The organism is Amycolatopsis sp. NPDC049253 (assembly GCF_040678995.1).
Classification (GTDB): domain Bacteria; phylum Actinomycetota; class Actinomycetes; order Mycobacteriales; family Pseudonocardiaceae; genus Amycolatopsis.
On record NZ_JBFAQX010000018.1, the window covers coordinates 112,712 to 128,206 of the forward strand.

The following is a 15,495-nucleotide window of genomic DNA, read 5'->3' on the forward strand; positions in this document are numbered from 1 at the left end:
GCGGCGGCTCCCCCGGGCTCGTCTCCCCGCACCACGGAAGCGGCCGCCGACCGGGTGGTCGGCGGCCGCGGGACGGCCTTCGCGGCGCGGCTCAGTAGGCGCCCTGGCCGGCGACGACGGCTCGGAAGGTCTTCCAGAGGATCACCAGGTCCAGCGCCAGCGACCAGTCCTCGACGTAGCGCAGGTCCAGGCGGATGCTCTCGGCCCACGTGAGGTCGCTGCGGCCGCTGACCTGCCACAGCCCGGTGAGGCCGGGCTTCACGAGCAGCCGGCGGCGCGCGTCGGGCGCGTACTGCCGCGTCTCCTCGGGCAGCGGCGGCCGGGGACCGACGAGGGACATGCGCCCGGAGAGCACGTTGAACAGCTGGGGCAGCTCGTCGAGCGAGTAGCGGCGCAGCAGCCCGCCGACCCGGGTCACGCGCGGGTCGCGCTTCATCTTGAACAGCGGCCCGGCGCCCTCGTTGGCCTCTTCGAGGTTCTGGCGGATCTTGTCGGCGTTCGGGACCATGGTGCGGAACTTCAGCATCGTGAAGTTCTCGGCATCCTTGCCGACGCGGCGCTGCTTGTAGATCACGGGGCCGCGGTCGCCGAGCTTCACGGCCAGCGCGATCGCCAGCAGCAGCGGGGAGAACAACGTCAGCAGGAACGCCGCGCCACAGCGGTCGACGACCTCCTTGACGAGCCGGCGGCCACCCGTGAACCGCGGCGCCGTGACCCGCAGCAGCGGCATGCCGAGCACACCGGAGACGTTCAGCCGCGGCCCCGCGACCTCCATCAGCACCGGCGCCACGACCAGCTCCGCGGCGGTGCCCTCGAGGTCCCACGCGAGGCGCTGCAACCGCTTCGGCGTCCAGTACTGGTCCGCGGTGATGGCGACCACGCGGTAACCCCCGCGGCGCACGTGCCGGGAGAGCTCTTCGAGCCGGCCGACCACGGGCACGCCGTCGATCTCTCCGCTGCCGGAGTCGGCGCCCCCGCCGTCGACCGTGCAGACCGCTTCCACGCGCCAGCCGACGTGGGCCTCGGTCTTGGTGCGGGCGATGAGGTCGGCCACCGTCCCGGGGCTGCCGGCGGCCATCACGGGCAGCAGGCACAGGCCGCGGCGGCGCCGGCGGTGCAGGACCTGGCGCAGCAGGTACCGCTGGGGGAAGGCGAAGAGCGCGATCACGGGCACCACGATGAACACCCACGGCTGCACGTCGAGCGCGTGAAAGAGCAGGCCGCCGAGCGCCACCAGCACGGCGGCGGTGATGAGGCCGCGCCCGAGCGTCCGGTACTCCTCGGGCCCTTCGCCGAGCACGCGCGGGCTCCACGCGCGGCTGACCGGCAGCGAGCACAGCACCGCCAGTGCCGTGCCGAACGCGTGCATGTCCTGCGGTGCCACGCGGTCGATGACGAAGGCGCTGACGCCGATCACCACGAACGACGCGACGATGTCACTGGCGATGACCCAGGCGCGGTAACGCCTCTCCCACGAAGCGGGATGCGATTTGGCCGTGGTCGACTCGACGGGCGCGGGCCGGGTCGCGTTCGAGACCTGCGCCGTGCTCGCGGACGTCGCGGTCTTCACGGTCCTCGCACCGGCGGGTGCGGGGATCTCAGGGATCTCCGGCAGCGCCGGGAGGTCGATGTGCGGCGACGGCTCGCTGACCGTCGAGGTGGGCCGCACCGACTCTTCCATCAGACCTCCCAGGAGCATGGTTCGAAGGTCTCCGCCGGCACGCTGTGTGAACAAGTTTGATCTCGGAGCGTGATCATGACTCGTACCCGATTCAGCCACCAAAGGAGCGACACACGCCAAGGTATCGGCAGCTATCCGGGACTCGTTACAACGATTTCCAGCCACATCCTGCGGCTCTTTCACGCAAATGAATGGCCTGAACATAACGGGATGATGACGATGAGTAATAAGTGGCAACCCACCGATAACTACGGAATGTAGTCAATATTCCACCACTCCCCGCGGCGCGGCCGGGGTGACCCGGCCCCCGGGATGTTCCACTGTGGACACTCCGACCCGGACGAGTCCACAGTGGATTTCCCCGGAGGCCCGGCGGATCGAACGGCGCCGTGGGTGACATTCTGCCTCACGGTGTCACGGCGTCGGGTTTTCGTCACACGCCAGGATCCGGCCGGGGCCCCATACTCCCCCGGGGTGCGCGCGCCGGCGCGCCGATCACGCCGTGCTCCCACCCCGGGATCGCCGCGTTCACCCGTCTTGCCGAATCGGGCCCGCCGGCACGAGCGGCCGTGAGGGACCCTCGGAAGCGCGGCAGATTCACCGGAACGGCCGCGCCCCGGACGGAAACCTTCGAACGTCGGCATACCTCGTGGCCGATCCGCGGCCGGGACTCCGGCGAACTGCGTGCGGCCGTTCGGGTGGCGCGAACCCCGACATGATCGAGAAAGTGCTCAGGATCACATTCTCGGTGTCCCCCGGCCCGCTCGTGCCACAAAAACGCCGCGAGACGTACAGCGAAGGTCATTTGTCCGCGTGCGACCTGCAAATTGCAGGTCCGGCGGCTGCGCCGAGACCGTTGTGGAGCTGTGATCGACCGGACCGGACCGGGGCTCCCCGCCGCCGGGCGGGGTGGGGCCGCGGCGAGGTGCTGACCTGCGAAGATTCTTGCGCGAAAAACACTCGAGGCCCCGGATCGTGGGATCCGGGGCCTCGATGCGGTGGGCGATACTGGGATCGAACCAGTGACCTCTTCGGTGTGAACGAAGCGCTCTCCCCCTGAGCTAATCGCCCGCTCGTGGAGTGAGGACAACTCTACAACACGACTTTCGAGGGCCTGCAAACGGGTGGTTGCCGATGACCACCCTGCGTCTACCAGCGAATACGGAGCGAACAACCCCGAGCTAGCCGGGGTTGTGCCGCCGTGGGGCCGCTCGCGCCCGGCTTCGACATCCGTGCGACGGTGCTATCGCGCGGCGGTCGAACCGCGCAGTATGTACGTGTGGCTGCCCAGCGGGCGCCCGCGGAAGGCTGCGCGGCGCGGGCGACGAAGGACGGAACGGCAGTGCCGACCACGGACGGGTGATCTCCGGCGAACCCGCGACGGTATCGGCTCTCCGGAGCGTCTCATCGTCGTCCTCGGTCGTCCGGGCCGGGAAGGGAGACGAAGGGTAGGACGATGCGCAACGATCACGTGACGCTCCGCTCGACGGCGGTCTTCGACCTGCTGGCGCCGCGGACTCCGGCGGTTCCGGTCAAGGTTGAACTGCGCTACGACACTCGCGACCCCTACGCGGTCGTCGCCGCCTTCCGCACCGGCCGCGCGGGCTGGGTCGAGTGGGTCTACGCCCGCGACCTCCTCGCCGACGGCCTCCTCGCCGACGCCGGCGACGGCGACGTGCGGATCCGCCCCTCCGTCGAAGACCCCGAGTCCGTGCTCATCGAGCTCAACTCCCCCTCCGGGCACGCCATGTTCGAGGCCTCCGCCCAGGAGCTCGCCGACTTCCTCGACCGCACGTACGACGTGGTGCTTCCCGGCAACGAACACCTGTGGGTCGACGTCGACGACGCGCTGACCCACCTCATCCCCAACGATCTCGCCTGATCACAGCCCCGCGTCCGGGAGATGACCCCCCGGTGACGGGGCGGTTTTCGGGTCCGATATGGTTCTCTCACACCACGGCGACGGGGTGCCGGGCCACAGGCCGGGCAGTCGGGAACCGCGGAGAGTGCGGACGTAGCGCAGCTGGTAGCGCATCACCTTGCCAAGGTGAGGGTCGCGGGTTCGAATCCCGTCGTCCGCTCGAAAGGCTCTTCGAGGCCTTGCACGGTGGAGTGGCCGAGAGGCGAGGCAACGGCCTGCAAAGCCGTGTACACGGGTTCGAATCCCGTCTCCACCTCGCGCGATTAGCTCAGCGGGAGAGCGCTTCCCTGACACGGAAGAGGTCACTGGTTCAATCCCAGTATCGCGCACCAGCCGGAACTGCAGGCCAGAAGCCCTGTCCCTCCCTGGAGGGGCGGGGCTTCAGTCGTCAGATGGCGATGAAATGGCGATCGGCCCAGAACCCGGATCGAGCCCCGCCGGGACCGCAGGTGCGGGAACCACGACACCAGCTTCACCCGCTCCCCCGGATGCAACGAAGCCAGCGACCCGCAGCCATCGCTCCTCCCACGCGTCCAGGATCTCGTTCACCATCGCCGGGGTCACATGGTCAAGGACCCGCGCGATCCCCTTCATCTTCTGCCCCAGCCGGGCGCGCCGCGCCACCTCCGGGATCCCGTCCTCGGTCAACCACGTCGCGTGCGTGTGCCGGCCCTCATGGAAGGTGAACGTCGGCAGAATCGGCGGTCGCCGCTCCCCCGCCCCGGACTCGTCGAGATCCACTCCGTCCCACGCCGAGACGCCAGAACCGGATCCGGACATTGGAACGCCGCCAGGCGTGCCCTTCCGGCGTGGACAACACAAAGGGATGCCGATGGCTATCCATCAGCTCCTCGTACAACACGGCGATCCCGGGCGGCAGCGCCACGAAGCGAGTACCCGCCGGTGTTTTCGTCCGCCCCTTCCTCGGCCGGGCGTTCCCGCGCCGTGTCGGAGGCCGCTGCCGACCCGCCGACTGGTGACCATCACTCTTCCGGCCGTCCTTGTATCCCTTCCCGCCGATCTCCTTCAGCGGCGTCCGAATCTCGATACCCCGCCGCTCGGAGTCGTACTCATGCCGCTGCTGCCCGACAAGTTCACCCCAACGTGCTCCGGAGTAGAAGTCCATCAGACACAGAACGAACCCCGACACTCCGAGCCCTGCCTCGAGAAGGCCTGATCAAGCGGTCTTCTCGGCCGCCCAGTTGCGCACGGCGGGCGCGCAGCCGGCCGGTTTGTCGCCGACTTCGGGCCGGTGCTGACCAGCCACGACTGGTACTCCGGCGTGAACATGCGGTAGACGCCGGCCGGGTGTGCCGCACTGACGCGGTCGAGATCGGCTCGAATCTCCGCCCGGGGTCGAGGAAGTTGCCGCGGGCCTCGACGTAACGCCGGAAGATCGGCCGGGCTTCGTCTGCGGTCCTGCCCGTTGGGGCGTGGAACCCCGCCGTGCCGAAGTTCATGGTCCCGAGCGCGAGCCGGTTGACGCGGCATCACCCGACCGTGCTCGGCCAAAAAATGGACCCGCAAACCAGAGCTGGTCACGCCGGAAGTCCCGGGCCGGGAGGGCTGCGCCGCCCTCCCGGCCCGGGACTAGCGGCCCGCGGTGAACGACACCGTGAGACCGCCGAGACGGGCGATGTGCGGTCCGCTCGCCAGTTTCCGCAGGTCGAACGACAGCCGCGCCGTCCGGTCGGTGCCGAGGGACACCGTCTGCTCGCCGGCGACCGTGCCGTCGAGCCAGAGCACGCCCGTATACGAGCCGGAGCGCTCGCCGACGTTCTTCACCGCCGCCGTGATCCGCGGGTGGCCGTGGGAATCGGCCGCGAGGTCATACACGGCGAAGCGCGGTTCGGGGCCCGGGGTGCGGTCGTGGACGAACACGTCGGAGTAGCCGTTCGTGTCCCCGGCGACGAGGTTCGTCGCTGCGCTTTCGAAGGCGACGTACTTGCCGTCGGTGCTGATCGACGGGAAGTCGCTGTATGCGTCACCCAATTCGCTGTGCGGGCCGCCGGAGATCTTCTCGGTCGTCCCGGCGTGCAGATCGCGCACGTAGACGTCGGAGAAGGCGTCGTCGCCGGCGACGAGGTTGGTGGCGAAGCTGAAGAACGCCACGAATGCGCCGTTCGCGCTGATCCGCGGGGTGGCGGTGTAAGCGTTCGCCCCGCCGGCTGCGCCCAGCGCCTGCGTCACGAGAGTGTTGGTGTGCGTCTGCCGGTCGTAGACGTACACCTGGAAACCCTCTTCGGTGCCGCTGATTGCATACGCGACCTTGCGGCCGTCGGCACTGATCGACGGCTGCGTGGCCTCGGCTCCGCCGGGCGCCGGGATCATCTCCGTGGTCCCGGCGCGCCGGTCGCGCACGAACACGTCGCGGTGGGTGTTCGCGGTGCCGGGCACGAGGTTCTCCGCGCCGCTTTCGAACGCCACGAACCGGCCGTCGGCGCTGACACTCGGCTCGAGCGAATCACCGTCCGCCGACACGCCACCCGCGCCGGCCGACACCAGCTCGGTGCGGCCGCTGACGCGGTCGCGCAGGAACACGTCCTGGCGGCCGTTGGTGTCCCCGGGCACCAGGTTGGTGGCGGTGCTGAGGAACACGGCGTAGCGGTCGTCCGAGGTCATGGCCGGCTGGCTCGACGACTGGTTCGCCTGCTCCCCGCCGGTGCCGACGGAGACCCGCTCGGTCTTGCCCGTCTTGCGGTCGTGCACGAACGCGTCGGGCACACCGTTGGTGTCACCCGGCACGAGGTTCGTGGCGCCGCTGAGGAAACCGACGTACTGGCCGTCGGGGCTGACGGTGGGGCTGATGGCCCACGCGTTCGCGCCCGTGCCGTCGGAGGCGACCGACATCCGCTCGACGATCCCGGTGCGGGCGTCCCGCGCGAAGACGTCGACGTCCTCGTTGGTGTCGCCCGGCACGAGGTCAGGCGCCAGGTCGCCGAAGGCGATCACGCCGCCGTCGCCGCTGATCGCGGGCCAGAACGCGTCCGCGTGGACCTCCTGTCCGGTCCCGGTCAACGAGACCCGCTGGGTCGCGGCCGGGCGAGGCAACGCGAAGTCCGTGCCGGCGTGGGACTTCTTGCCCGTGACACCGACTTGCCGAGGCTCGGTGGCCGAGATGCCGGGCGCGGACGCGGACACCTGGTAGGTGCCCTCGGGGACGTTCGGCACGGTGTAGCGGCCGTGGCGGTCGGACACCGCGGTGAGCTCGTCCGGGACACCGAGCACGCGGACGGTGGCGCCGGGGACCGCCGAACGCGTCGGGGCGAAGGTCACGCGGCCGGTGATCGTGCCGCGCGGGGTCGGCTGGAGCGTGATCTTCAGGTCGGCGATCGCGTCGTCCACGACGGTGGCGCTCACGTGCTGGTCGCGGTAACCGAAGCGGGACAGCGCGAGGTCGTAGCGGCCGGCCGGCAGGCGGAGCGTGAAGTGCCCCGCTGCGTCGGTCGTGGCCTTGCGGCCGGTCGAGGTGACCGTGATCGTGGTGCCGGACAGCGGCGCCCGCGTCCCGTCGGCCGTCACCGTGCCGCTGACGCCGCTGGTGAGCGACGCTTCGGCGACGGCCGCGTACGCGTCGATCCGGCCCGCACCGTAGCGGGTGTTGGGAAGTGCGCCGTAGCGGTCGTCGGAGAATGCCGTGCCGTCGAGGATGTCGAGGGTTTCGTCCACGCTGAGACCGGGGTTCGCCTGCCGCATCAGCGCGACCGTGCCCGAGACGTGCGGCGTGGCCATCGACGTGCCGCTCAGGCTGCCGTACTCGCCGCCGGGCAGGCTCGACGTCACGTCGAGACCGGGCGCGGACAGGTCGGGCACGACGTAGCTGGCGGGCCAGGACTCCGGCGCGTTCTGCCAGTCCGTCTTGTGGACGACACCGCCGCAGGAGAAATCGGGCACGTTGTCGTCGGCGTCGGTCGCGCCGACACCCACCGACTCGTAGATGTTGCCCGGACTGGCCGAGCCGCCGGGCACGCAGTCGTTGCCGATGGCGAAGGCCGGGAACGCGCCGGCGAGGTAGATGTTGCGCGCGGGCTCCACCATCTCCTCGGCGTAGCCCTCTTCGCCGAGGGACATGCTGACGACGTCGGCCGGCTTACCGGCGGGCCTGCCATCGGCGTCGTACGGCGCGATCGCCCACTGCATGCCGGCGACGACCTGCGCGAGCGTGCCGGACCCGCCGGGGATCACGAGGCCTGCCATCAGATCCGCGCCGGGCGCGACACCGATCTGCTCGCCGGACGCGGCGCCGCCGGCGATGGTGCCGGCGACGTGGGTGCCGTGGTAGGCGCTGTCGTGCGGCGTGGAGTGCACGGGCTTGCCGTCCTCACCGAACTCCAGCCAGCCACCGGGGTGCTCCGGATCGGCAGGGTCGTCGGTCACGAGCTTGCCCGCGAGGTCGGGGTGCTCGGCGTCGATGCCGGTGTCGAGGATCGCCACGCGCACACCCTTGCCGGTGAGCCCGCGTTCCTGCTGCACGCGGTCGGCGCCGATCTTCTGCACGCCCCACGTCGCCGTTTCGGCCGCGTGGCGAGCGGAGACCTTCTTGACCGGCGGCTCGGTCGGCGTGGTGAGGGTGAAGTTCGGGATCACGTGGTCGACCAGTGGCAGCGCGGCGACGGCGTCGAGGGTGGCCGGCGTGGCGCGCACGAGGACCATGTTCTTGAGCCAGAAGGTGTTCACGATCTGATCGCCGCGCGCGTCGACGAGGTTCACCACCGGCGCCTGCATGGCGGCGGCCGAATCGGCGAGCTGTCGGCGCGCGTCGGCGCGCGTGAGCCCGGTGCGGTCCTTGAGGACCACGGCGGCTTCGAACCGGGTGCCCGGGCCCGTCCGGGCCGCCGCCATCCGGGTTCTCAGTTCCTGGGCGATCTTCGGCGAGTGGGCCGGCCCGGTGGGGGCCGCCGACGCCGGTGCCGCGGGCAATGCGCCCAGCGTCCCGGCGGTGACCAGCACCGCGAGGACCAGGCGTTGCCCGCGCGTCCGCAAGGCGGACAGGGACATGGGGAGACTCCTTCGCTCCGTCATCTCTGGCAGGGGAGATGTGGCGGGCGCGTCGGGGTGGGCGCCCGCCACCCGGAAAACGGTGCAGGAGTGATCAGGGCGTGACAAGCTCGCAGGGTGGCCAGTTCCGGTCAGCTGTCGCGTTTCCGACAGCCTTCGTGGTCCAGGCCAGTGGGAGGAACGACGTGCTCGAGGCGATCGGGCTCAGCGGTGACGACGAGGCGGTCTACGACGCGCTCGTCCACCGGACGCAGGCGACGGCCGCCGAACTGGCCGAAGACTGCCACCGCCCCCTGGCGAGCGCGCGCCGGGCGGTGCAGCGGCTCGTGGACCTCGGGCTGGCGACGCGCTCGGCGGGGCGCCCGGCGCGGTTCGTCGTGGTGCCACCGGACCGCGCGATCGAGGCCGTGCTGCAGGAACGCGAAGCCGCGCTGCGCGACACGCGCCGTCACATCGCGACGTTGACGGCTGCCTACCGTGCGAGCACCCGCTTCGCGCAACCGGGCGAGCTGGTGGAGGTGATCTCCGGGCGCGACGAGGTCAACGAGCGATGGGCGTGCGTGCAGCAGGAGGTCCTTGTGCAGATGCGCGGGTTCGACCGCCCGCCGTATGCCGCGCCGAACGGGCACCAGGAGCCGAACCACATCGAGCTCGCGCTGCTGGAGCGGGGCGTGCGCTACCGCGTCGTATACGACAAGAGCGCGCTCGAACTCAGCGGCGTTCTCGACGACATCGCGGTCGGTGTGCGCCACGGTGAGGAGGCCCGGATCGCCGGCGAGGTGCCGATGAAGCTCGCGATCGCGGACGACCGGTACGCGATGATTCCCTTGCTGCGCCCCGGGGACGTGGCGTTGACAGCTTCGTACGTGATCCACCCCTCACCGCTGCTGGACGCGCTGATCGCGTTGTTCGAGGCGGTGTGGGCGCGGAGCGTGCCGTTCCAGTCGGGCGCTTCGGACGCGTTGCCGCCCGGCGAGGCGCAGCTGCTGATGCTGCTGGCGTCCGGGCTGACGGACAAGGCGGTCGGGCGCGCGCTGGGCTGGAGCGAGCGCACGGTGCAGCGGCACGTCACGAAGCTGATGCACCGCGTCGGCGCGCGCACCCGGTTCCAGATCGCGATGGAAGCCACGCGGCGAGGCTGGCTGTGATCCTCGGCTCGAAGCCGTAGCGAGCGGCGAGGCACGCTGGACGGTTTGCCGCGCGCGTGCCGCCTACGTACCGGGCGGCTGAGGAGATGGCTGACGTCATCGCCGATGGCGGGCGCGGGCAGGCTACGACGTCGACTTCCCCGAATGCGGGACCTCGCTTCGGCGAGCGCGTCGCCCCAGCCGTCGTTTCTTGACCCGAGGTTCGCTCGCTGGTTGGGTGGCAGCGGGATCGCGTTGTGCTCACCCGGCTCCCGGGCGCCATGCTGCCAGGACGCCGGCGCCGCGCACTTCCCGAAGCCGTTGCGCTCCACCGCGGTCCGGTGGCCCGTACTGAACTCAGCACGGAGCCGCCGCGCCGGCTCCGGTGCGGTGCGGTGCGGTGCGGTGCGGTGCGGCGAAGGATGCGCCGCTACGACGGCTACTTGCGGCCGTCGGGCTCGGCGTTGCGCCGGGCTCCGGTACCGGCGCTCGCCGGAGTGCACTACACCCAGCGCGAAACCCTTCACCGGGCGCCCCGTCGGTGGTGGATGGTTCAGGTGCGTTCGCAGTGTGGTCGAACATCGGCTCCTGCTCGGGGTCCGGGGTCACCGCCCGGCGGGTTGGAACACTTCGACCGAGTTGCCGGCCGGGTCGTCGACCACGATCTGGCGGCCGCCGGGGCCCGTGATGACGTCGCTGCGGAACCGCACCCGGGCCTCGCGCAGCCGCGTCACCTCGGCGTCGATGTCGTCGACGACGAAGTGGATACGGTTCCACCCGTCGGGGCCGGGCTTGCTCCCGTCCGGCATCGGGCGTCCGGCGGAGCTGGCCGGGCCGCTCAGCAGCAAGCGCAGGTTCCCGCGCACGACGTCGGCGAAGGCCGGCACCGCGCTCGAGCGCACCGTGAAGCCGAGCTTGGTGGTGTAGAAGTCGACGGCGGCTTCGACGTCGTCGACGAGATACCGCACGCTCACCAGTTCTGTGGTCATGTCTGGCTCACCTCTTCAGGAGTGGTTGCCATCAGGAACCCGATCCGCGTATCCAGCTCTGCGGCGACACGGCGGAAGGCCGGGTAGCTGTCCGCCTCACGTGCCGGGTCGGGGATGCTCCAGTGGATCATCCGAGGTCGGCCGGGAAACTCCGGGCAGACCTCACGAACCCGGTCGCACAAGCTGATCACCCAATGGAAACGCCGCTGCCGCAACGAATCCAGATGCATAGGCTCGTGAGTGAGCGTGATGCCGTACTCGGCCATCGCGCGCACCGCCCCCGGGCGTAGTGGCTTCGGCTGGCTGCCCGCGCTGGCCACCTCGGCCCCGGTGCGGTGGCGCAACAGCGCCGCGGCCATCGGTGACCGGCCGCTGTTGCCGGTACAGGAACAGCACCCGCAGCTTGGCCGGCCCGCGGGCTGCGCGCGTGACACCGAGCCCGGGATGCAACGCCGTGCCGGCCTCGGCAAGCGCGTCCGCACACCGGCGCAGGTCGAGGTGGTAATACGTGTCGCGCCCATCGAAACTGCTCCGCCGCGCGGTGACCAGCTCCGCCGCGCGCAGCTTGCGCGGGTGGTAGGACGCCAGGTTCTGCGGCTGCCCGACGGCATCGACCAGCTCGGTGTGCGCGAGCTCGCGCATCAGCCGCCGGCGCAGCGGGTCGCCGGCCAGCCGCACGAACGGCGGCGGCTCAGACGGACCAATTGCCGACACGCGGCTGACGATACATCAATGCAGATTGATGTATCGTCGATATGTCTGACATATTAACGACGAGCCTTTCCCTCTCCCCAACGGAGCACAACCTACGCTGGTCCGATGAAGGACGAAACGGCCCCGAGGCTGCGCGTGCAGCGCGTGCAGGCCGCCTATGTGCAGATCGCGAACCAGCTGCGGGAGCAGATCATCGGCGGCGCGCTGGCCACCGGTACCCGGTTGCCCAGCGAGGCCGAGCTGTGCACACTCTTCGGTGTCAGCCGCAGCACCGTGCGCGAGGCCCTGCGCGTGCTCGCCAGCCAGCAGCTGATCGACACCACCCGCGGGGTCGCCGGCGGCAGCTTCGTGGCCGCACCCGACGCCGGCACCGTCGCGGAGAACCTGGGCGGCACACTCGGACTGCTGGTCAACGCCAACAACCTGAGCGTGGACAACCTCATCGAGGCCCGGCTGATGATCGAGCCGCCCGCCGCCCGGCTCGCCGCCGAACGCGCCGGCGAGACCGGCCTGGCGAGCCTGCGGCGCACCATGGAGGAGACGGCACAGCTCGACCCCGACACGGGGTTCACGCTGCACTGGGACTTCCACACCACGCTCGTGTCGATCACCGGCAACCCGCTGCTACAGCTCATGTGCCAGCCGGTCAACGCCGTCCTGCGCTCCCGCCTGCACCGCGAGCGGGTGGCCCCGCATCGGTGGGCCGAAATCGACGCCGACCACGAGCGGATCTACGACGCCGTGAGCGCGGGCGACGGCGAGACCGCCGAACGGCTCACGCATGAGCACCTCACCGCCCTGCGACCGCTGTACGAGCGCATGGCCTGAAAACGTCTGAACTTTTCCTTGCGCACTGCCCTCCGCACTTGCACACTGGTGCGGCGGGGCTACCTGGCGTCCCCCGTGGGTCATCAACGACGAAGTCCCTTGGAGGAGCTGTGTCCCCCGCTGCCACCCCCGAGCCGCTCGCCCGGACCGTCGGCGCGTTCGCCACTCACGTCCGCCTCGGCGACCTGCCTCCCGATGTGGTCGACCGGGCGCGCCACCTCATCCTCGACGCGGTCGGGGTCGCCCTCGCCGCCGGCGAGCACGAGTTCGCCGGTCGGGCGAGGCGGGCCCTCGCCCGGCTGGGCTCCGGCGACCAGCCGGTGCTCGGGCTGCCGGATCGCCTGGCGCCGCGCGAAGCCGCGATCCTCAACGCGGTACTGATCCACGGCCTCGACTTCGACGACACGCACAGCGGTGCGATCACCCACGTCTCGGCCACGGCGCTGCCCACCGCGCTCGCCGCGGCTGTTCAGCACGGCCGATCAGCCGAAGACCTGCTGCTGGCCTACATCCTGGCGGTCGAGATCAGCGCGCGGGTCGGGAAGGTGGCCCGCGGCGGATTTCACGCAGTCGGCTTCCACCCCACCGGCGTCGCGGGCGCGTTCGGCTCGGCCGTCGCGGCCGCGAAACTGTCCGGTTTGGACGCCGCGGGCATCTCGGCAGCCCAGGAGATCGTGGGCTCGATGGCCTCGGGCATCCTCGAATTCCTCGAAGAGGGCGCCTGGACCAAGCGTCTGCACCCCGGCTGGGCGGCGAACTCCGCGCTTACCGCGGCTGCCTTCGCCGCCGAAAACTGGCCCGGCCCGCCCCTCGTTTACGAGGGCCGGTACGGCCTCTACGCCACCCACCTGCAGAACCGCGAGTGGGACGCCACCGAACTGGTTCAGGACCTGGGCACCCGCTGGGAACTTCTCGACACCGCCGTGAAACCCTTCCCCAGCTGCCATTTCACCCACGGATTCGCCGACGCCGTGCTGGCCCTGCGCGCCGAGGCCGGATTCGGCGCGGCCGACGTCGCCGGCATCCGCTGCTTCATCCACCCGACCCCGGGCGCGGCGGTGTGTGACCCGATCGACCGCAAGCGTGCCCCGCAAGACGACTACGACGCGAAGTTCAGCCTGCCGTTCGTGGCTGCCGCCTGCGTCTCCCGCGGCCGGCTGACCCTCGCCGAGTTCACCGAAGAAGCGCTGGCAGACCAGGAAATCCTGGGCCTGGCGCAGCTCGTGGAGATCGGCGACGACCCGGAAAGCCGACATCCGCACGCCTATTCGGCGGCCGTCGAGATCGAGCTGCACGACGGGCGCAAGCTGTTCCGCCGCGAAGCCGTGCACCGCGGTCACGCCGAGCGGCCCCTGTCCGATGAGGACATCCGAGCGAAGTTCACCGGCAACGCGGGCCCTCGCGCCGAAGCCGTCCTCCCCCTGGTGCTCTCCCTCGGCGAGCACGGCGACGCCCGCGCGTTTGCCGAAGCCTTAGCGTCCTGATTCCCCCCTTCCCTGATCCCAAGGTGATACCCCCATGTCCGAAACTGCTCCCGCCCTCCCCACGGTGACCGGAAGACCACTGTCCGCCGCCCGCATCGCCGTGTCCTCGATGCTCGGCACGCTGGTCGAAATCTTCGACTTCATCGTCTACACGTTCATGGCCGCGCTCGTGTTCGGCCCGCTGTTCTTCCCGGCTGCCTCGCCCTGGATCGGCACGCTGGCCGCACTCGGCACCCACGCCGTCGCGTTCGGCATGCGCCCGCTCGGCGCGCTGCTGTTCGGCTGGATCGGCGACACCCGGGGCCGCCGCACCGCGCTGCTCGGGTCGATGGTCTTGATGGGCGCCGCGACCGTCGCGATCGGACTGTTGCCCACGTTCGCCACGGCCGGGCTGTGGGCTCCGGTACTGCTGGTGGCGCTGCGGATGCTGCAGGGCCTCGCCGTCGGTGGTGAGTGGGGTGGCGCGGTCCTGGTCGCCGTGGAGCACGCGCCGAAGCGCCGGCGGTCGCTGTACGGCTCGTTCGTGCAGCTGGGCACCGTGCTCGGCATCGGCCTGGCCAGTGCGGTCATCCTGGTGGTGAGCACCGCGGTCAGCGCGGACGTGTTCCGTTCCTGGGGCTGGCGGGTGCCGTTCCTGGCCAGCGCGGTGCTCGTGGCCCTGGGACTGGTGCTGCGCAAGCGGCTGGAGGAAACTCCCGAGTTCGTCGCGGAGCTGGCCAAGCACGAGGCGAAGACCGGCAGCCGGCCCCGCGTGCGCACGCTGTTCCGCGACAACTGGCGTGAGCTGATCGCCGGCTCACTGATGTGGTTCGCGCCTTGCTCGTTCCTCTACGTGCTGATGACCGGCCTCGTCGCCTACACAAAGGCCTACGTGCCGACGCTGAGCTCGCTGGACGTGCAGCTCGGCCTGCTGATCACCTCGATCGTGTTGGCCGGGCTCACCGTGGTGAGCGCGACGCGGGCCGACAAGTGGGGCCGGGAGCGGCTCCTCGTGTGGTCCGGTGTGCTGCTGGTCGTCTGGGCGTTCCCGGCGTTCTGGCTGGTCGACAGCGGCGGGTTCGGCGCGATGCTGATCGCGATGCTGGTGGGCAGCGTCTGCTACGCGGCGTTCAACGGTGCCGTTCCGTCGCTGATGGCGGACCTGTTCCCGGTCGCCTCCCGCTACACCGGCTGCGGTCTGTGCATCGCGTTCGGCACGGCGGTGGCCGGCGGGATCGTGCCCATCGGCGCGCTCGCGCTCGTCGGCAAGTTCGGCGGATCTTCGGCCCCGCTCTCGCTGACCCTGGTCCTGTGCGGCCTGCTGACTCTGGCCGGCGTCGCCTTGGGCCGCCGCGCGCGCCCGGCGGTGGTGTAAGTCCGCGAGTCGGCTTCTGCTGCGCACGGCGCGCAGCAGAAGCCGACTCGCTGCATGTGGCTGAGCGCGCGCCCGTTCCCCAGCACCGGCGGAATGGTCGCCGGGAACAGCTGGGGCCGCGAAGCGGACGGTCTCGGCGATGTGCGCCGCCAAGTCGCCGATGCGCTCGATCCGCTCGGCGCAGTGGATCGCGGCCAGGATGGCCCGCAGGTTGTACGCCTTTGGCGCTTGACCACCGCCAACCTGCTCCAAGAACTCCTCGCCCGCGCCCGGGGACCGCTCGGCCCGCGCATCGATCTCGACCTCGGCCACACCGACGGCCCGCGCGGTGAGCTCGCCACGCTGCTGAGCCAGGTCAGGACGAAGCGCGTGGACGGCGATCGATGGCAAGATCGACAC

At 70.6% G+C, this 15,495-nt stretch carries 11 protein-coding genes, 4 tRNA genes and 1 pseudogene; 9 read left to right on the forward strand and 7 right to left on the reverse strand.

Translation table 11 applies throughout. From position 1 onward, the window contains the following. Positions 1-91: 91 nt before the first annotated feature. Positions 92-1,681 carry a sugar transferase gene (locus tag AB0K15_RS32395; protein WP_364059171.1) on the reverse strand — a complete coding sequence of 530 codons (1,590 nt, stop codon included), beginning with the start codon at positions 1,679-1,681 and terminating at the stop codon, positions 92-94. Positions 1,682-2,680: 999 nt separating this feature from the next. Then, positions 2,681-2,752 (reverse strand) — tRNA-Val (locus tag AB0K15_RS32400). A 385-nt stretch (positions 2,753-3,137) separates the two neighbouring features. Between AB0K15_RS32400 and AB0K15_RS32405 the strand changes: the two genes are divergently transcribed. The 4 genes from AB0K15_RS32405 (at position 3,138) to AB0K15_RS32420 (ending at position 3,934) form a co-directional block, all read left to right on the forward strand. Further along, a complete protein-coding gene (locus tag AB0K15_RS32405) occupies positions 3,138-3,563 on the forward strand; it encodes an SsgA family sporulation/cell division regulator (RefSeq protein WP_005159130.1) in 426 nt (141 codons plus the stop codon). A 126-nt stretch (positions 3,564-3,689) separates the two neighbouring features. Continuing rightward, positions 3,690-3,762, forward strand: a tRNA-Gly gene (locus tag AB0K15_RS32410). 25 nt (positions 3,763-3,787) lie between these two features. Continuing rightward, positions 3,788-3,858: transfer RNA gene (locus AB0K15_RS32415), tRNA-Cys, on the forward strand. 1 nt (position 3,859) lies between these two features. After that, positions 3,860-3,934, forward strand: a tRNA-Val gene (locus tag AB0K15_RS32420). A 49-nt stretch (positions 3,935-3,983) separates the two neighbouring features. Here AB0K15_RS32420 and AB0K15_RS32425 read toward each other — a convergent pair. Both AB0K15_RS32425 and AB0K15_RS32430 read right to left on the reverse strand, forming a co-directional pair. Beyond that, positions 3,984-4,343, reverse strand: a complete 360-nt coding sequence (locus AB0K15_RS32425; protein WP_364059016.1) for a hypothetical protein — start codon at positions 4,341-4,343, stop codon at positions 3,984-3,986. Between the two features lie 849 nt (positions 4,344-5,192). Further along, positions 5,193-8,600, reverse strand: coding sequence for a S8 family serine peptidase (locus AB0K15_RS32430; RefSeq protein WP_364059019.1), 3,408 nt, complete (start codon positions 8,598-8,600; stop codon positions 5,193-5,195). A gap of 185 nt (positions 8,601-8,785) precedes the next feature. On the opposite strand from AB0K15_RS32430, the gene AB0K15_RS32435 reads away from it, so the two are divergent. Next, positions 8,786-9,748 carry a helix-turn-helix domain-containing protein gene (locus tag AB0K15_RS32435; protein ID WP_364059022.1) on the forward strand — a complete coding sequence of 321 codons (963 nt, stop codon included), beginning with the start codon at positions 8,786-8,788 and terminating at the stop codon, positions 9,746-9,748. A 584-nt stretch (positions 9,749-10,332) separates the two neighbouring features. Here the strand turns inward: AB0K15_RS32435 and AB0K15_RS32440 are convergent. Both AB0K15_RS32440 and AB0K15_RS32445 read right to left on the reverse strand, forming a co-directional pair. Further along, positions 10,333-10,716, reverse strand: coding sequence for a VOC family protein (locus AB0K15_RS32440; protein ID WP_364059025.1), 384 nt, complete (start codon positions 10,714-10,716; stop codon positions 10,333-10,335). Next, on the reverse strand, positions 10,713-11,075 hold the full coding sequence (locus tag AB0K15_RS32445) for a hypothetical protein (protein WP_364059028.1): 363 nt from the start codon (positions 11,073-11,075) through the stop codon (positions 10,713-10,715). The genes AB0K15_RS32440 and AB0K15_RS32445 overlap by 4 nt, the downstream gene beginning before the upstream one ends. Between AB0K15_RS32445 and AB0K15_RS32450 the strand changes: the two genes are divergently transcribed. The 4 genes from AB0K15_RS32450 (at position 10,957) to AB0K15_RS32465 (ending at position 15,096) form a co-directional block, all read left to right on the forward strand. Further along, entirely contained in the window at positions 10,957-11,487 is a 531-nt protein-coding gene (locus tag AB0K15_RS32450; RefSeq protein ID WP_364059180.1) for a hypothetical protein, read from the forward strand. The two genes, AB0K15_RS32445 and AB0K15_RS32450, sit on opposite strands and share 119 nt — an antisense overlap. A gap of 48 nt (positions 11,488-11,535) precedes the next feature. Beyond that, complete coding sequence (locus AB0K15_RS32455; protein WP_364059031.1) at positions 11,536-12,258, forward strand: FadR/GntR family transcriptional regulator; 723 nt, start codon at positions 11,536-11,538, stop codon at positions 12,256-12,258. 110 nt (positions 12,259-12,368) lie between these two features. Next, complete coding sequence (locus AB0K15_RS32460) at positions 12,369-13,742, forward strand: MmgE/PrpD family protein (RefSeq protein ID WP_364059034.1); 1,374 nt, start codon at positions 12,369-12,371, stop codon at positions 13,740-13,742. Between the two features lie 34 nt (positions 13,743-13,776). Further along, on the forward strand, positions 13,777-15,096 hold the full coding sequence (locus AB0K15_RS32465) for an MFS transporter (protein WP_364059037.1): 1,320 nt from the start codon (positions 13,777-13,779) through the stop codon (positions 15,094-15,096). 132 nt (positions 15,097-15,228) lie between these two features. On the opposite strand, the pseudogene AB0K15_RS32470 reads toward AB0K15_RS32465, so the two are convergent. Continuing rightward, positions 15,229-15,327 (reverse strand): annotated as a pseudogene (locus tag AB0K15_RS32470) (PhoU domain-containing protein); the annotation flags it as partial. Positions 15,328-15,495: the final 168 nt, after the last annotated feature.